This is a genomic window from Corynebacterium sp. AOP12-C2-36, from assembly GCF_052379185.1.
In the GTDB taxonomy this organism is placed as follows: Bacteria; Actinomycetota; Actinomycetes; order Mycobacteriales; family Mycobacteriaceae; genus Corynebacterium.
The window spans coordinates 25,549-42,148 of the sequence record NZ_JBQSYJ010000011.1 but is presented as its reverse complement, the minus strand read 5'-3'; the positions used below and the strand labels follow the sequence as shown (position 1 = coordinate 42,148).

Annotated in this window: 15 protein-coding genes and 1 pseudogene; 9 read left to right on the top strand and 7 right to left on the bottom strand. The window is 67.3% G+C overall.

Annotated features, from left to right (window positions below; translation table 11 throughout):
- The first annotated feature begins 284 nt into the window (after positions 1 to 284).
- The 5 genes from ACT3UN_RS10815 (at position 285) to ACT3UN_RS10795 (ending at position 5,555) form a co-directional block, all read left to right on the top strand.
- The gene (locus ACT3UN_RS10815; protein ID WP_444657040.1) at positions 285 to 1,361 is read left to right on the top strand and encodes a DUF3631 domain-containing protein; all 1,077 of its coding nucleotides are present in this window, start codon (positions 285 to 287) and stop codon (positions 1,359 to 1,361) included.
- Positions 1,358 to 1,828, top strand: a complete 471-nt coding sequence (locus ACT3UN_RS10810) for a hypothetical protein (protein WP_444657039.1) — start codon at positions 1,358 to 1,360, stop codon at positions 1,826 to 1,828. The genes ACT3UN_RS10815 and ACT3UN_RS10810 overlap by 4 nt, the downstream gene beginning before the upstream one ends.
- Positions 1,825 to 2,067, top strand: a complete 243-nt coding sequence (locus ACT3UN_RS10805) for a hypothetical protein (protein WP_442338100.1) — start codon at positions 1,825 to 1,827, stop codon at positions 2,065 to 2,067. Before ACT3UN_RS10810 ends, ACT3UN_RS10805 begins: the two co-directional genes overlap by 4 nt.
- Positions 2,051 to 2,449, top strand: coding sequence for a hypothetical protein (locus ACT3UN_RS10800; protein WP_444657038.1), 399 nt, complete (start codon positions 2,051 to 2,053; stop codon positions 2,447 to 2,449). The genes ACT3UN_RS10805 and ACT3UN_RS10800 overlap by 17 nt, the downstream gene beginning before the upstream one ends.
- Positions 2,450 to 2,723: 274 nt before the next feature.
- Entirely contained in the window at positions 2,724 to 5,555 is a 2,832-nt protein-coding gene (locus ACT3UN_RS10795; RefSeq protein WP_444657037.1) for a DNA methyltransferase, read from the top strand.
- Between the two features lie 330 nt (positions 5,556 to 5,885).
- Here ACT3UN_RS10795 and ACT3UN_RS10790 read toward each other — a convergent pair whose 3' ends face one another.
- The 3 genes from ACT3UN_RS10790 to ACT3UN_RS10780 all read right to left on the bottom strand — a co-directional run bounded on the left by ACT3UN_RS10790 (position 5,886) and on the right by ACT3UN_RS10780 (position 8,142).
- Positions 5,886 to 6,182 carry a metal-sensitive transcriptional regulator gene (locus tag ACT3UN_RS10790; protein WP_367620321.1) on the bottom strand — a complete coding sequence of 99 codons (297 nt, stop codon included), beginning with the start codon at positions 6,180 to 6,182 and terminating at the stop codon, positions 5,886 to 5,888.
- Positions 6,183 to 6,364: 182 nt separating this feature from the next.
- Positions 6,365 to 7,033: an MBL fold metallo-hydrolase gene (locus ACT3UN_RS10785; RefSeq protein WP_301443667.1), complete on the bottom strand. Its 669-nt coding sequence runs from the start codon at positions 7,031 to 7,033 to the stop codon at positions 6,365 to 6,367.
- Complete coding sequence (locus tag ACT3UN_RS10780) at positions 7,030 to 8,142, bottom strand: S-(hydroxymethyl)mycothiol dehydrogenase (protein WP_301443666.1); 1,113 nt, start codon at positions 8,140 to 8,142, stop codon at positions 7,030 to 7,032. Before ACT3UN_RS10780 ends, ACT3UN_RS10785 begins: the two co-directional genes overlap by 4 nt.
- A 147-nt stretch (positions 8,143 to 8,289) precedes the next feature.
- Here ACT3UN_RS10780 and ACT3UN_RS10775 point away from each other — a divergent pair.
- Positions 8,290 to 8,520: pseudogene (locus tag ACT3UN_RS10775) on the top strand (hypothetical protein); the annotation flags it as partial.
- A 161-nt stretch (positions 8,521 to 8,681) separates the two neighbouring features.
- Here ACT3UN_RS10775 and dnaG read toward each other — a convergent pair.
- Positions 8,682 to 10,667 carry a DNA primase gene (dnaG, locus tag ACT3UN_RS10770; RefSeq protein WP_441582168.1) on the bottom strand — a complete coding sequence of 662 codons (1,986 nt, stop codon included), beginning with the start codon at positions 10,665 to 10,667 and terminating at the stop codon, positions 8,682 to 8,684.
- Between the two features lie 66 nt (positions 10,668 to 10,733).
- On the opposite strand from dnaG, the gene ACT3UN_RS10765 reads away from it, so the two are divergent.
- Entirely contained in the window at positions 10,734 to 11,180 is a 447-nt protein-coding gene (locus ACT3UN_RS10765; RefSeq protein ID WP_441579680.1) for a ribonuclease domain-containing protein, read from the top strand.
- 8 nt (positions 11,181 to 11,188) lie between these two features.
- Here the strand turns inward: ACT3UN_RS10765 and ACT3UN_RS10760 are convergent, their stop codons facing one another.
- On the bottom strand, positions 11,189 to 12,490 hold the full coding sequence (locus tag ACT3UN_RS10760) for a deoxyguanosinetriphosphate triphosphohydrolase (protein WP_301444138.1): 1,302 nt from the start codon (positions 12,488 to 12,490) through the stop codon (positions 11,189 to 11,191).
- 40 nt (positions 12,491 to 12,530) lie between these two features.
- Positions 12,531 to 13,199 (bottom strand): YdcF family protein, encoded by a 669-nt coding sequence (locus ACT3UN_RS10755; RefSeq protein WP_301444137.1) that lies wholly within the window; start codon positions 13,197 to 13,199, stop codon positions 12,531 to 12,533.
- A gap of 50 nt (positions 13,200 to 13,249) precedes the next feature.
- Between ACT3UN_RS10755 and ACT3UN_RS10750 the strand changes: the two genes are divergently transcribed.
- The gene (locus ACT3UN_RS10750) at positions 13,250 to 15,346 is read left to right on the top strand and encodes a TPM domain-containing protein (protein WP_441579678.1); all 2,097 of its coding nucleotides are present in this window, start codon (positions 13,250 to 13,252) and stop codon (positions 15,344 to 15,346) included.
- 110 nt (positions 15,347 to 15,456) lie between these two features.
- Positions 15,457 to 15,978 (top strand): dihydrofolate reductase family protein, encoded by a 522-nt coding sequence (locus ACT3UN_RS10745; RefSeq protein WP_301443418.1) that lies wholly within the window; start codon positions 15,457 to 15,459, stop codon positions 15,976 to 15,978.
- 20 nt (positions 15,979 to 15,998) lie between these two features.
- Here the strand turns inward: ACT3UN_RS10745 and ACT3UN_RS10740 are convergent, their stop codons facing one another.
- Positions 15,999 to 16,592: a hypothetical protein gene (locus ACT3UN_RS10740; protein WP_301443417.1), complete on the bottom strand. Its 594-nt coding sequence runs from the start codon at positions 16,590 to 16,592 to the stop codon at positions 15,999 to 16,001.
- Between the last annotated feature and the right edge of the window lie 8 nt (positions 16,593 to 16,600).

Below are 16,600 nucleotides of genomic sequence, written 5' to 3'. Positions count from 1 at the left end.
ACATCCGGACCGCGAACACCGGTGACCTGCACACCCTGACCCTGTGGGCGGTACACACCCACCTCGTCACGGAGACGTACACCACCCCGCGCCTACTGCTGGACTCCCCAGCACCGGGAGCGGGGAAGACGACGACGCTGGACCATCTGCAGCGACTCTGTCACCACCCGGTACAGGCGGCGTCCCTGTCGTCGCCGTCGCTGCTCGCCCGACTGCTGCAGAACGGGCCGAGGACCATCCTCGTTGACGAGGCTGACCGCACCCTCAACCCGAAGAACGAGGGGGTGGGTGACCTGCTCGCCGTGCTGAACTCCGGGTACCGACGAGGTGCGTCTCGTCCCGTGCTGGTTCAGGTGGAGGGGAAGAACTGGGAGCCTGTGGAGATGTCCACCTTCGGGCCTGTGGCAATGGCGGGGAACTCTCCGAACCTGCCGGATGACACCCGAAGCCGGTGCATCCGCGTCCTTCTGCTCCCTGACTATGAGGGCACCGTCTCCGACAGTGATTGGCAGTACATCGAAGATGACGCGGCGCTGCTCCGGGAGCAGGTCGAAGCGTGGGCCGACGAGGTCCGGGACGAGGTGCGGACCAACCGCCCGACGTACCCGGACGGACTCACCGGGCGGAACCGGGAGCGGTGGGCGCCGCTGTACAAGGTCGCGCTTGCCGCCGGGGGTGCGTGGCCCGACCACTGCCGGAACCTCATTGCCGCGGACCTCGCCGACATGCAGGCGGACCGGGAAGACGGACTCACCCGGGTACCGCGGCATGTGCAATTGCTCCGGGACATCGCGGCGGTCTGGCCCGACGGTGAGACGTTCTTCCCCACCGGGGAACTGCTCGACGCGATACAGCGACGACAGCCCGGCATGTGGGGTGCCGCGTCTCACCTCGGTGCCCTGACTCCACAGGGCATGGGCCGGGTGTTGGTGACGCACTTCGGTATCCGCGCATCCCGACTGACCGGTAACCGGTCGCGGGGCGGAAGGGGTTACTACCTGCAGGTTTTCGTCTCCGCGATGTCCTCGTTCGGCATCCCGGTCCCCGGTAGACCGGGGGTCCCGGGGGAACCGGTCAGAGTGGTCCAGCCGGTCGAACCGGTCGTGAATCTGACCGGTCTGACCGCCTCAACCGGTTTGACCGGTTCACCTAGGACCCCCACCGAACCGGACGACGGGACCTCTGCCGCTGTCCTCGCCGCACTGTCCCCCACCTTCGGGCAGACCCTCGGACACCTCATGAAGGTGATCAGAGACAAGACCGGCGATGGCTCTCTAGTCCCCGATATCCTCGACCGACTCACCGCCGACGGCAGAGTCACCGAAACCGATGGACGCTACACACTCCGGGAGGACCTGTGACGAATCAGAAACGCGACCCCGCCCGGAACTCGCCAGGGCGCATCGAAGCGCGGGAGAAGGCGACTCAGGCGGTCACGCTCCGCACCCATGGGCTGTCGTGGGCCGAGGTCGCCCGGCGCGCCGGGTACCCCACCCCGGACGCCGCCCGAGTTGCCGTGTCCCGGACCCTCGACCGCGTGGAAGCACGCAACGTTGCCGATCTCCGCGCCGAGGAGGACGCACACCTGATGCTCATCCGACAGGCGGCACTGCCCTCCGCGCTCGACGGTGACCCGCACTCGTTGGCCGTGCTGCTCCGCATCTCCGAATCACGGCGGAAACTGCACGGTGCCGACCGGCCCGCGCACTACAACGTCAACGTGAGCCAACAGGAACAGGACCTCACCCGACAGTTGGTGGACGCCCTCAACGAGAAGTTCGCCCGGGAGCACGGCACGGCCCTGCTGACAGAGAGCGATGCCCCGTGAACCCTCCGAAGCACCATGACGCCACCACGGAGATGCAGCACCTCGACTACCTCCGTGCCGTCCTCGCCGAGGGAGCGCCCACCGCGCGTATGCGTGCCGCTGCCGCGGACCTCGCCGACACCTTCGCGGACATCCTCGCCGCCCCCTACGCCGTACAGGCACTCTGTCTGGAAGAAGTAACCCGCGCCCTCCGGCGCATCACCTCAATGGAAGGAACCACCCATGACGACGACAACTGACCTGACCGCCCTTGTTCGTGAAGCCGCGTACTCCGGCATCACCCTCCGCACCTCCGCGGACCGCAACGACGGCACCACCGAGTACATCGTCAACGGTCCCGTGGGTTCCCCGGCGCGGCATCCCTCCGCCGATACTGCTGCCGCGGACCTCACCCGCCGCATAACCTCCGTGCAGGACGCCGCCGACGCCGCCATGACCCGTGCGGGCCGATGGGCCGAGGTCCGTGCCACTGTCGCCGACGATGTGGAAGCGTGGCGCGTCCTTGCTACGGACATCAACGAGGTACTGCCGACGGGGTGCAGCATCCCGATGCCCAACGACATGGACCGGTACGGCGTATGCGGGTGGGGAACGATCACCTCGGGTCTGCTGCATGGATAGGTGACATCTGATCTGGCTTGCCTGGGAAGGCCGGCCTGGAAGGATGATCGTCATGACCAAGCCCTATCCCCAGGAGTTCCGCGACGATGTCGTGCGCGTCGCGAGAAACCGTGAGCCCGGAGTGACGATCGAGCAGATCGCGAAGAACTTTCATAGGAACAGATAGCCCACGGACGGTAGCTGACCATCAAGTTAGAACATGTCGAGGGAGGTCCAACGAGCCCGTGGGTGTCATGGTCCCCCCGGAGCCGTGTCATGGGATAGTTTTCTACCTGTGACTGCTTCCTCCCCCACCCAACTCGACCGTGGCACCGTTAGACGCAACCTCGACAGCTTCGCCACCGACTGGCGCGCCATCATCAACGACTGGCGTGTCACCGGGGCCAAGCACACCGAGAAGTCCCACGCCCAACAGTTCTGGTCGGACTTGCTGCGCTGTTTCGGCGTGATCCCCGAGCGCATCAGGCTGTTTGAGCGTGACGCCACCCGCGCTTCGACCGGCAACACCGGTTACATCGACCTGTTCTGGTCCGGCGTGGTCATCGGTGAGGCAAAGTCCCTGGGCAAAGATCTCGACGCTGCCGAACAACAGGCCCTTGACTACCTCGCCGGTGGTTCCATCGGCCAGCACGAGTGGCCCCGCTACGCCATCGTCGCCGATTTCGAGAACCTCCGGGTCACCAAGCTCGGCGATGACGGCTGGACGGTCGCCTTCACCATCGACGAGATCACCGATCACGTCGATCAACTGATCTTCCTTGCCGGCCAGGAGACCGTCACTAAGGCCGAGGAGGAGGAAGCCTCGATCCACGCCTCGAAGCTCATGGCGAACCTCTACACCGCCATGCTCGGCGACGCCGATGCTGACGAGGCTGTCGGTGACGACGCCCCCACCGACCCCGAGGAAGAGGACTGGCAGGTCCAGAAGACCTCGGTGTTCCTCACCCGCGTGCTGTTCCTGCTCTACGGCGATGACGCCGGACTGTGGGAGGAGGACCTGTTCTACCGCTTCGTCCTCTACGACACCACAGGCGAGACTCTCGGCTCGCGTCTCAACGCCCTGTTCCAGGTCCTCAACACCCCCGAGAACCGACGGCGGCGGGTACCCGAGGAGATGGCGAAGTTCCCCTACGTCAACGGCTCCCTGTTCGCCGACCAGTGGCCGCAGGACTTCTTCGACGACGAGATGCGCGACGCGCTGTTGGACGCCTGCCGGTTCCACTGGACGCGGATCTCCCCGGCCGTGTTCGGCTCGATGTTCCAGCTGGTGAAGTCGAAGGAGGCCCGCCGGGGCGATGGGGAGCACTACACCACCGAGACCAACATCCTGAAGGTCATCGAACCGCTGTTCCTCGACGAACTGCGCGACAAGGCCAACCGGCTGGTCCACAACAAGTCCACCACCGTCAAAGCCCTACGGGAGTTCCGGGACTCGTTGGCACAGATGGTGTTCCTCGACCCGGCGTGCGGTTGCGGCAACTTCCTCGTCGTCGCCTACCGGGAACTACGCGCCGTCGAGACCGACATCATCGTCGCGCTGCGTGCCAAGGAAGGGCAACAGACAGCGTCGATGGACGTGTCGCTGGACCAGCGGATGAACATCGGCCAGTTCCACGGCTTCGAGCTGAACTGGTGGCCGGCGAAGATCGCTGAGACGGCGATGTTCCTCGTCGACCACCAGGCCAACCGGGCGCTGGCCGCCGCTGTTGGTGATGCGCCGGATCGTCTGCCGATCACGATCACTGCCCACATCCGCCACGGCAACGCACTGCAGATCGGATGGGAGTACGAGATCCCCCGCACCACTGGGGCGACCTACGTCTTCGGCAACCCCCCATTCCGTGGGGACGGTCGGACCAAAGAACAGCTCGCAGAGCTCCAGGAAGTCTGGGGAGCCGACACCCAGATCTCCCGGATGGACTACGTCACCGGCTGGCACGCCAAGACTCTCGACCTCCTCGCCGACCGGACCGGCGCATTCGCCTACGTGACCACCAACTCGATCACCCAGGGCGACCAGGTCCCCCGCCTGTTTGTCCCGATCTTTGCTGCTGGTTGGCGTATCCGCTTCGCCCACCGCACCTTCGCGTGGAACTCGGATGCCCCAGGAAAAGCCGCGGTGCACTGCGTGATTGTCGGCTTCGACCGACAGAACGACCCCCGACCTGTCCTCTGGGACTACCCGGATGTGAAGGGTGATCCCGTCTCTGTCTCCGTGGATACAGCGATCAACGCCTACCTGGTCGACGGACCCAATGTCCTGGTCGAGAAGGCTTCCAAGCCAATATCTGGCGAAGTCCACCAGTCATTGCGTGGGTCGATGCCTACTGACGACGGAAACTTCATCGTTGAGCCCGAGGACTACGCTGAGGTTTCCGCAGACCCGGTTGCCGCAAAGTACCTACACCGCTACCTCGGGGCCAAAGAACTACTGCACGGAACAGACCGGTGGTGTCTGTGGCTCGACGGTATGGACCCCGCAGACCTCAACCGATCAACAATCCTCAAGAGCAGAGTTGAGGCGGTCAGGGACTTCCGCGCAAAGTCTAAGGCTGCGACGACCCGAGAGTTCGCACAGTTCCCCCACCTGTTCCGCCAACGCGCCAAACAAGACGTGAGCTTCCTCTGCATTCCGCGCCACGTCAGCGAGACCAGGCGCTACTTCACTGTCGAGCGTTTCGGCCCAGAGGTCATCGCCGGAGATGCCAATTTCACGCTGCCAGATCCCGGAGGAGACCAGTTCGCCCTGATGTCGTCGTCGATGTTCATCACCTGGCAAAAGGCCGTCGGCGGAAGGCTGGAGTCCCGGCTGCGGTTCGGTTCGACCCTCACCTGGTACACGTTCCCCGTTCCCGAGCTCGACGAGAAGGCCCGCGCTGCGCTCATCAAGGCCGGCCAGGGCGTCGTCGATGCCCGAGCGCTGCACCCCGAGCGCAGTCTCGCCGACGCCTACAATCCCCTTGCCATGGACCCCGCGCTCGTCAAGGCCCACGACAAGCTCGACCGGGAGGTCGATAAGGCGTTCGGGGCGGACCGGAAGCTCACGACTGAGCGTCAACGCCTGGAGATCCTCTTCGCCCGGTACACAGAGATGACGGACGATTAACTCATCTATCCTGGTCACCCGGTGCGCCGGGACCTGTTCGTCATGGGTGTGTTCGATGGGCCGTGGAATGGTGCCAGAGGGGCAAGATAGGCGGGGGTAGCGCCGCCCACTTCCCACGTATCTCCCACTAGGACACGTTTCCCACGGAAGTCACCCTCATTTACCTGCATTAATGGTGTAATGGGTTGGCCCCCCGCTGGCCCCACAAAAAGCAGAACCCCCGGTCGCCACCGACCGGGGGTTCCTCTTGCCTTGGAGGGACGCCAGGTTCACGTCTCCCGGGGCCTCTCAGTCAATGAGAATACCGAAGTACTCCGCACCAGCCCTCCCCTACTTCAACAGCCGCCCGACGGCCGCGGAGACCTCGTCGAGCTTCTCCAACGCCTCGTCCTCCCCCTGCTGTGCCGCGTGCAGCACGCAGTGCTGCATGTGGTCGTCCAGCAGGGCCAGGGCAACACCTTTGAGCGCCGACTGCACCGCCGACACCTGGGTGAGGACGTCGATGCAGTACGTGTCCTCGTCCACCATGCGGTGCAGGCCACGGACCTGCCCCTCGATCCGCTTCAACCGGGCGAGGTAGCGCTTCTTGTCCGCACTGTAGCCGTGCACACCGTCCTGCTCATCCACCCCGTCGCCGGCGCTACCGGAGGTGTGGGTGCCGCAGCCGCAGCCGCCCTTGTCGGCGTCAGTACCGGCGCCGGCGTCAGCACCGACCACAGCGTCGTCGGTCAACAGGTTCTCAGGCACGTCCCACTCCTTCATCCAAATATTTCTTTCACCCCCGACAATACCCCTGCAGGGTATGCGGATCAATAGCCGCGGGCGATCCACTCCTCCAGGTGCGGTGCCTCGTCACCGATCGACGTCGCGTCACCGTGACCGGTGTACACCTCGGTCTCCCCCGGCAACGTCAACACCTTCGACCGCAACGACTCGACGATCGTGTCGAAGTCACTGAACGAACGCCCCGTGGCCCCGGGACCACCGGCGAACATCGTGTCGCCGCTGAGCAGCACCTTCGCCTCCGGCAGGTACAGGCAGCACGACCCCGGCGAATGCCCCGGCGTGTTGATCACCCGCAGCCGGGTCCCGGCCACGTCGAAGACCTGACCGTCCGCCAGGTCCTCGTGCCCCACACCAGGGTGGGTCTGGTTCCACAGCATCTGGTCACCCGGGTGCACGTGGATCTGCGTGTCCAGACGCTCCGCCAGCTCCGGGGCCACCGTCACGTGGTCGTTGTGCGCGTGCGTGCAGATCACCCCACGCACCGTCCTGTCCCCGACCGCGTCGACGATCGCGTCGGCGTCATGGGCGGCGTCGACGACGACCACCTCGTCATCGTCACCGATGACCCAGATGTTGTTGTCGACCTCCCACTCACCGCCGTCCAGGGCGAAGACCCCGTGGGTCACCACCCGGTCGATGCGCAGCCCGGTACCCGAGCTGCCCGAAACCCCGGTCGATCCCTGCGCGTTCACAGCTCCACCACCGAACGCAGCACCGAACCCTGCTTCATCTTCTCGAACGCCGCCTCGACGTCGTTGATGCCCACCCGATCGTCGACGAAGTCGCCCAGCGGGAAACGGTCCTGCAGGTACAGCTCCGTGTACATCGGGAAGTCCCGCTCCGGCAGGCAGTCGCCGTACCAGGAGGACTTCACCGCCCCACCACGGGCGAACACGTCCAGGAACGGCAGCTCCAGGGTCATCTCCGGGGTCGGCACACCGACCAGCACCACACGTCCGGCGAGGTCACGCATGTAGAAGGCCTGGGTGAACGTCGCCGGCAGACCGACCGCGTCGACCACGACGTCCGCACCGACCCCGCCGAGGATCTCCTGGACGGCCTGTACCACCGGCTGGTCCTCCCCGGTGCCCTCGCCGGACAGGTCGGACGGGTTGACCGTGTGCGTCGCACCGAACGTCAGGGCCCGCTCCAGCTTCGCCTCCGACAGGTCCACGGCGATGATCGTCGTCGCCCCGGCGAGCTTCGCCCCGGCGATCGCGGCCATGCCGACACCACCGGCACCGATGACGGCCACGGTCTCGCCACGCTTGATCTCACCGGTGTTGACCGCGGCACCCAGCCCGGCCATCACACCGCAGCCCAGCAGCCCCACGGCCGAGGGGTCGGCCTGCGGGTTGACCTTCGTGCACTGGCCCTCGTAGACCAGGGTCTTCTCCGCGAACGCGCCGATGCCCAGCGCCGGCTCCAGCTCCGTGCCGTCGGCCAGGGTCATCTTCCGCGAGGCGTTGAAGGTGTCGAAGCAGTACTTCGGCTCACCCTTCTTGCACGCCCGGCACTCCCCGCACACCGCGCGCCAGTTCAGCACCACGAAGTCGCCCTCGGCGACGTGGGTGACGTCCTCACCGACGGTCTCCACGACACCGGCGGCCTCGTGGCCGAGCAGGAACGGGTAGTCGTCGCTGATCCCGCCGTCGCGGTAGGCCAGGTCGGTGTGGCAGACCCCGCAGGACTGCACGCGTACGACCACGTCGTTGGCACCGGGGTCCGGGACGACCACATCCACCAGCTCCACCTCGGCGCCCTTGCCGCGTGCGATGACTCCCTTGACCGTTGTACTCACTTGGCTGCTCTCCTCATGTCCGTGACTTTATGGTGCCCACGAGGATACGGATGATTCCCCGCGGTCGCGTGAGGTCCTCGGGGTAGGGTGGGGGTCGAACGTCACCTTGCCCGTCCTGCCCCCAGTACGCACCAGGAGAGAATTTTCATGATCCAGCTGGTCATCGGAGCCGCCGCCGGATACGTCTTCGGCACCAAGGCCGGACGCCGCCGCTACGAGCAGATCCGGCGCGGCTACGAGGCTGCGGTCAACTCCCCGGCAACGCGTCGCGCCGTCCAGGCCGGTCGCAAGGCCCTGGCCGACCGGATCGACCCGGAGCCGCGCATGCGCGAGCTCCGCGACGTGCGCGGAGTCAACGGCACAAACGGGATCGACGAGCTGGACGTCCTCGAGAACGACGCCGCCGAGTACGAGGAGGACATCTTCGTGGAGGCCGAGCAGCCGCGCATGCGCGACGCCAAGGGCCGCCCCGTCAGTGAGCAGGACGGCTCGGGTGCCGCCTCCACCGGACGGGCGGGCAGGTTCGCCCGCCGACAGGCCTAACCGCGCAGGTCGCCGTAGCTCTGCGCCTGCTCCTGCAGGGTGCGCCGGTACTTCTCCAACGCCATGAGGTCGGCGAAGGTGTTGTTGTACTCCTGCTTCTTCGCCCCGCCCTGGTCCGGACGCATGCGCTGCATCCGTGACTTCAGCTCGGCGATCTCCATGCCGACCCAGCGCTCCTCCATCCGGGCGACCACCGCACCGGCGTAGAACTGCAGCCGGTCGCGCTCGCACCGCGGCACCTCCACGGCCAGCTCGCTGATCACCGCGCGGCACATCACGTCGTCGGTGGCGGAGGTGACCGCGTCGATCCAGTCGGCACCGGCGGCGTGGCGTCCCCCCTCGCCCACCGAGCCGACCCCGCCGGCGGCGGCGAGCGCCGAGGCCACGGCCACGTAGGTGGGGTGCTCGAAGGAGTCCGGCAGCAGTCCGTCGGCGTCCGAACCCACCATCTCCGGCTCCTGCAGCATCAGCTTGAGCACCTCGCGCGCGGGCTCCAGGTACATGTCCGACGGGTCCGGACGGCTCAGCATCGAGGTCACGTTCGACCCGGCGGCCGCCCCGGCCTTCTCCGCCTCGGCTGAGCGGCGTGCCAGACGCGCCACGCCCTCCTTGAGCTCCGGGCCCTGGCTGCCGCGGCGTCCCTTCGCTGCCTCCGCACGCACCTGGCTGACGACCTCGGTGGGGTCCGGCCAGCTCAGCCAGCCGGCGGCCTGGCGGGCGTACTCGTCACGCAGGGCATCGTCCCGGATGCCGGCGAGCACCGGGACGATCCGGCGCATCGCCTCCACGCGGCCGTCGATGTGGTGGGTGTCGTAGCCGCGGATCACCGTGCGGATGACGAACTCGAACATGGGGATCCGGTCGGCGACGATCTCCCGCACCGCCGCATCACCCTTCTCCATGCGCACGTCGCAGGGGTCCATGCCGTCCGGCGCGACGGAGACGTAGCTGCGTCCGGTGAACTTCTGGTCGCCCTCGAAGGCACGCAACGCGGCCTTCTGCCCGGCCTCGTCACCGTCGAAGGTGTAGATGATCTCGCCGCGGAAGAACTGGTCGTCCACCATGAAACGACGCAGCATCTGCAGGTGGTCCTCGCCGAAGGCCGTACCGCAGGCGGCGACGGCGGTCGGCACGCCCGCGGCGTGCATCGCCATCACGTCGGTGTAGCCCTCCACCACCACGGCCTGGTGGTCCGAGGCGATGGACTTCTTCGCCAGGTCGATGCCGAAGAGCACCTTCGACTTCTTGTACAGCAGTGTCTCGGGGGTGTTCATGTACTTGCCGAGGTTGTCGTCCTCGAAGAGCTTGCGCGCGCCGAAACCGATCACGTCGCCGGCCACCGAACGGATCGGCCACAGCAGCCGACGGTGGAAGCGGTCGATCGGGCCACGGTTGCCCATCCGGCTCAGGCCGGCGTCCTCCAGCTCCTTGAACTCGAAACCGCGGCGCAGCAGGTGCTTGGTGAGCGTGTCCCACCCGGCGGGGGCGTACCCGCAGCCGAAGGTGTCCACGATCTCCCCGTCGAACCCACGGTCGCGCAGGAACGCCCGCGCGGTCTCCGCCCCGGCGTCCTCCTGATCCTTGAACCGCTCCATGTAGAACTCGTGGGCGGCGCGGTTCGCCGCCACCAGACGCTGCCGGGTCCCCGGCTCGACCCGGTTCACCGGGCCACCGCCCTCGTAATTGATGCGGAAGCCGATGCGCTCGGCGCACTGCTCCACGGCCTCCGGGAAGGTGACGTGCTCCATCTTCATCAGGAAGCTGAAGACGTCGCCGCCCTCGCCGGTGGCGAAGCAGTGGAAGTAGCCCTTGTTCGGGCGGACGTGGAAGGACGGTGTCTTCTCGTCCTTGAACGGGCTGAGCCCCTTCATCGAGTCCACACCACCCGGGGTGAGCTGGACGTACTCGCCCACCACCTCCTCGATCGGGGTCTGCTCCCTGATCGCGGCGATGTCGGTGTCCGGAATCCGCCCTCGTGCCATGCGACCATGATAGCCACCCGCGCCAAACCCGCCGCACATACACCGGATGTGGTCCGGTGTGGTCTACTGACCACCGTGGCTACACCGAACAACAAAGTCCTCGGCGGTCTCGCCGGCGCCGCGATCGTCCTCGTCGCCGGCTACCTCGGCATCGACGCCGTCACCGACGACAACAGCAGCGACAACAGCTCCGGCAGCTCCGGCAGCGAGGCCGACACCTGCGCGGTGGCCTCGCTGCCCGAGGACGCCGACGAGGTCATCGACTCCATCCTCGGCGACGGCACCTTCGCCCACCCCGACCACGACGGCAAGCATTTCGGCAACTACGAGGGCGTGCTGCCCGAGGAGTCCGGCGACTACTACCGCGAGTACACCGTCACCACCCCCGGCCTGGACCACCGTGGGGCGAGGCGCATCGTCGTCGGCGGTGGGACGGACACCGACCCGGACGTCTGGTACTACACCGCCGACCACTACGAGAGCTTCTGCGCCATCCCCGACGCCGAGGACTGACTCGGTACTTAACCCCAGGCGGCGCTGATCGCCGAGGCCGACCGGTCCAGCCGTTCCAGACGCGCCTCGGTCAGTGAGGCGACCTGGTCGATGACCACCCGCAGGCGGTCGGCGTCCGTCGCGGCGGCCTCCCACCAGGGACGGAACAGCAGGTCCAGGCTGCCCGGCGCGCCCTGCGTGAGGTAGTTGGTGACGCGGAAGATGCGGTCGCGCTGGCGCTCCTGGTCTGCCAGGTGGCGTCCCTCGTCCATGACGTAGAGCACCGCCAGGGACTTCAGCAGCACGACCTCGGCCTTGACCTCCGCAGGGATCGCCAGGTCGGCGGCGTAGCGCCCCAGCGGGACACGGTGATCACCGGCGCCGTCCGACAGGTGGGCCTGCCGGGTGGCGGTCACCGCCGCGGTAACGAAACGGCTGACCAGCTCACTGGTCAGGCCCTTGAGCGCGGCGAGGTCCTGGAGGGTGCCGTGGAAGTCCGCGGCGCGCGCGATCGGCGGCATGCGACGCAGGCGGTCCGCGGCGTCCAGCAGCTCCTCGGGGTCGCCGCCGAAGGCGCGCGCACCCTTCTCCGCCAGGGCGGCGAGTTCCACGAGGTCCCACAGCACGTTCATGCTGATGCGCCCGGAGACGATGCCGTCCTCCACGTCGTGCACCGAGTAAGCGACGTCGTCGGCCCAGTCCATGATCTGGGCCTCGAGGCACTTGCGTCCCTCCGGGGCGCCCTCACGGATCCAGGACAGCACCTCCAGGTCGTCGGTGTAGCAGGAGTACTTGCGACGCCGCGTCCCGTCGGGCGCCGTCGGCCCCCACGGGTACTTGCAGGCGGCGTCCAGCGACGCGCGCGTGAGGTTCAGCCCGTAGCTGCGTCCGTCCGGCCCGACGGTCTTCGGCTCCAGGCGCACGAGGATGCGCAGGGTCTGCGCGTTGCCCTCGAAACCGCCGCAGGACGCCGCGGCCTCGTCGAGTGCTCGCTCGCCGTTGTGCCCGTACGGCGGGTGGCCGATGTCGTGCGTCAGCCCCGCGAGGTCGGCGAGGTCCGGGTCCACGCCCAGGGTCTTGCCGATGCCGCGGGAGATCTGGCCGACCTCGAGGGAGTGTGTGAGCCGCGTGCGCGGGGTGTCGCCGGAGCCGGGCCCCACGACCTGCGTCTTGTCCGCTAGACGCCGCAGCGCCGCACTGTGCAGCACGCGCGCACGGTCGCGGTCGAAGTCGTCGCGGGCGTCGGGCACCGCGCCGTCGACACCGAGCGACTTGCCCGGCACCCCGATGATCCGGTCCAGGTCATGGGCGGTGTAGCCGTATCGTTGCACGGTGGTCCTGCTCCCTCTTCTCAGTGGTGGTCAGTCTTCGTCAGTCTTCGTCGACGGTGTAGTCACCGCCGCCTTCCTCGGTCGCCCGGTAGTACATCAGCCCACCGGTCTCGTGGATGATCGCGTCCAGCTGTTCCTTGCGGCTCGACACCGCCGGCCCCTGCCTGGTCGGCGAGGCGTGGGCGTCGACACCCTGGTCGCCGACCATGCTCGTGGCGCGCAGCGAATGGTTCGGGTCGGTGACGACCAGCACGCGGTCCCACCCGTTCTCCTCGGCGACCGGGGCGAAGGCCTCGGCCGAGCCGAGGGTGTCGGCCCCCTCGTTGATCTCGGTGATCGCCTCGTCCGGCACGCCCTGCTCTCGCAGGTAGTCCGCGCCGGCCTCGGCCTCGGTGTACACGTCGCCCTCGAGCTTGCCACCGATGGTGGTGATGTGCGCCGACACCCCCTCCTCGTAGAGGTCCACGGCGTGGTCGAGACGGGCGGCGAACCACTGCGACGGGGTGCCGTTGTACTGTGCCGCGCCGAGGACGAGGATCGTGTCCGCCTGCGTCCGGTCGTCCTGCCGGGCGTACGCCCAGACGTGCGCCGCCGTGGCGAGCGTGAGGACGATGGCGATGACGACCGTGCCGACGACCATGTAGATCAGTCCACGTATGCCCGCACCGGCGGTACGTCCTGCGGTGCTGCCCAAGGTTCTGCCGTTCATGGGCCTAAGACTACGCACCCGAGTTCGCGGATTTCGTTATTGTGGGATGCATGTATGCTGCGAATCACTCCCGGAATCTTTCCCGGCCCTCCCCCTCCGTCCGACTCCGGCGCTTCGCCGCCTCGGTCGCCGTCGCGGGGATGGCAGGGGCCGGTCTGGGACTGGGGCTGGGGGCCGGTTCCGCCGCCGCGGCACCTGCAAAGGACGTGGCCCAGAACGTGGCACAGGACGCTGCGACGACCGTGCTCGCGCAGGGCACCGCCACGGAATCCGACGCCTCCACCGACATCACCCTGGACTCCCAGGTCGTGGACCAGGCAGGCGTGCTCTCCGACTCCGAGCGCAGCTCCATCGAGGAGACCCTCGCCGACGGGCCGTCCGAGACCGGGGTGAAGGGGTACCTGGTGTACCTCGACGGCGTCGAGGACCGAGATTCCCTGGCGAACCAACTGCAGTCAGAACTCCAGATCAACAACGGACTGGTCATCGTCGTTGACACCTCAACGGGAGGAATCAGCACGGTTCCTGGCGAAAGCGTGCCCAACAGCGTCACCGAGGACGTGAACTCGACGATCAGAGACAACATGGGAGGTGGAAACTGGGCGGCAGGTGGTCAGGCCGTCGCCGACGTTCTCGCCGACGTCACCCCGGCCTCCACCTACGCCTGGGGCGGCGCTGCGGCCGTGGTCGTGGTCGGCGGTGCCGGCGGCGCTGTCTGGTACTCGCGCAAGAAGAAGCACGAGAACGAGGCCGAGCAGCTGGAGTCCGCCCGTACGATCACCCCCGACAACACCGACGACCTGTCCCAGCAGCCCACCCACGTCCTGCGCACGCTGGCCAGCGAGGAACTGCACAGCACCGACGAGTCGATCCGCAAGGGTCACCAGGAGCTCGACACCGCTGAGGCGGAGTTCGGTGAAGAGCGAACCCGCGACCTACGCAAGGCCCTGGAGGTGTCGAAGAAGGCGCTCGCACGCGCCTACGACACCCACCAGCGGCTGCAGAACGGGCTGTTCAGCGGCGAGCACGAGGAACGTGCGCAGCTGATCGACATCATCTCCTCCTGCGGCACCGCCGACGAGAACCTCGACGAACAGGCCGAGCGCTTCGCCACCCTGCGCGAGAAGCTGATCGACGCCCCCGAGATCGTCGAGAAGTTCTTCCAGCAGACCGTGGAGCTGCGCTCGCGGATCCCGCGGTCCAGGGAGATCCTGGAGTCCCTGTCCAGCAAGGTCGACCCGGAGCTGCTCGAGTCCGTGGCAGACAACCCCGACATCGCCGAGGCCGAGATCTCCGAGGCCGAGCAGGCGATCACCCGTGCCCGTGAACTGCTGAACCTGCCTGCCGGCCAGCAGGGCGAGCTCATCGACGCCGCCGGTTCCGCACACCTGGCGATCAAGCAGGCAGACAGTCAGCTCTCCGCCGTGGAGCACGCCGAATCCCAGCTGCACGAGGCGCAGGCCAGCCTCGACTCGCTCATCCAGGAGGTCGACGAGGAGATCACGGAGGCCACACACCTGGCCGCGAGTAACGCCGAGATCGACCGCGCGGAACTGGGCAAGGCGGTGGAGCGGGCGAAGACCGCGCTCGCCGCGGCACGTGAGAAGGGCGACAAGGATCCGCTGGGCACCTACTCCGAGCTGCTGGACGCCGACGGTGAACTCGACATCCAGCTCGACGAGGCCCGCGGGGCGGAGAACAACTACCAGCGCACCCTCGGGATGGTGGACCGCACCATCGCCGACGCCACCAACCACCTGCGCGCCGTCGAGGACACCATCCACACCCGTGGCCGCATGATCGGCGTGGAGGCCCGGTCGGCCGCACAGTCGGCCGGTCAGGCCCTGGACGCCGCACACCAGCAGCGCGACACCAAGCCCCGCGCCGCCTTCACTGCGGCTCAACAGGCCAATGCCCTGGCCCGCCAGGCCTCCCAGCTGGCCCGTCGTGACATCGAGGAGTACAACCGCCGCAACAACTACTACGGCCGCGGTGGTGGCGGAGGCGGAAACCTCGTCGCCGGCGTCGTGCTCGGTTCACTGCTGAGCGGCAACGGTGGATTCGGCGGAGGCTTCGGTGGTGGAGGCGGTGGCTTCGGTGGCGGGGGCGGTGGCTTCGGTGGAGGCGGCGACTCCTTCGGTATCTGACGCGCCACATCCCCCCCCCCAACCCAGGTCACAGGTTCCCCGGAAGGGATCAGAGGCCTGGGTTTCTCCATGTTCGAGGCCCACCGAGGTACCCGACTACCCTCGGCTCCATGACCACCCACTACTTCACCGCGTCCAGTCTCGACGGGTTCATGGCCACCGCCGACCACTCACTGGACTGGCTGACGTCCCAGGACTTCGACTGGGACGGGCCGATGTCCCCCGAGCAGTTCACCGAGGGGATCGGCGCGCTCGCCATGGGCGCCACCACCTACGAATGGCTGCTGGCCAACGCCGACGACTGGCCGTACAGTGCGCCGACCTGGGTCTTCACCCACCGTGACCTCCCCGGCGTCGAGAACGCGGACATCCGGTTCACCCAGGATCCGGTGGCCGAGGTGCACGCGGCGATGACGTCCGCCGCCGGTGACAAGGACCTGTGGATCGTGGGGGGCGGGGATGTCGCCGGACAGTTCGCCGACGCCGGTCTCCTCGACGAGGTGTGGATCCAGTACGCCCCCGTCACCCTCGGGTCCGGCGCTCCCCTGCTCCCCCGTCGCCTCGACCTGGAGCTCGTGGAGACAATGAGAAACCGGGCGCTGGTCTGCGCCCGGTTTCGTGTCGTCCGCTAGAACGGACGTCGGCTAGGACCTCAGAGGAACCCGAGGAAGTAGAGCACCAGGAACGGGATCAGCACGATCAGGAAGATCGACAGCCGCCAGGTAGTGGACAGCACCCGGGTCTCCATCGCGTGCCGTGCGACCCACGACAGGAACACCTGCACGTCCAACGGGAGCTTCTTGCCCGACCCCACGAAGGAGACGTGCACGTTCTTCAGCCCGCCGTTCTCCGAGCTGAACTGGCCGATCTTCCTCGCATTCGACAGGTCCAGCGGCTCGTCCGGATCCTCCGGCGCCTTGAACAGCACGAAGTCCTTCTTCGACTCCGCGTGGATCAGCACACGGTGCCGGTCGGCGACGCAGCTGACGTTCTTGGACGCGCCGAAGGTCTTGGCGTCCCCCACGGCGGTGAACACCTGCGAGCCGGTGTCCTCACCCGTCGTCGCCGTCATCCGCGGCCCCTCGTCCGCCTCGAGCTGCCAGGTGTCGCCACCGAAGCGGATCGACGCGACGTCGCGCTCCACGGAATACTCACCGACCCGGTCCATGTCGCTGGGTAGCCCGGCGTAGATCGGGAAGGTGTGTCCGTCGGACGGGACCGTCCAGCGGATGTCAGGGTTCGGCATAAGGGGAT

Coding starts and splice junctions, on each gene's coding strand:
- ACT3UN_RS10800 (WP_444657038.1), top strand. CDS start 2,051: ATGACGACGACAACTGACCTGACCGCCCTTGTTCGTGAAGCCGCGTAC.
- ACT3UN_RS10755 (WP_301444137.1), bottom strand. CDS start 13,199: ATGAACGGCAGAACCTTGGGCAGCACCGCAGGACGTACCGCCGGTGCG.
- ACT3UN_RS10750 (WP_441579678.1), top strand. CDS start 13,250: ATGTATGCTGCGAATCACTCCCGGAATCTTTCCCGGCCCTCCCCCTCC.
- ACT3UN_RS10740 (WP_301443417.1), bottom strand. CDS start 16,592: ATGCCGAACCCTGACATCCGCTGGACGGTCCCGTCCGACGGACACACC.
- dnaG (WP_441582168.1), bottom strand. CDS start 10,667: ATGGCACGAGGGCGGATTCCGGACACCGACATCGCCGCGATCAGGGAG.
- ACT3UN_RS10745 (WP_301443418.1), top strand. CDS start 15,457: ATGACCACCCACTACTTCACCGCGTCCAGTCTCGACGGGTTCATGGCC.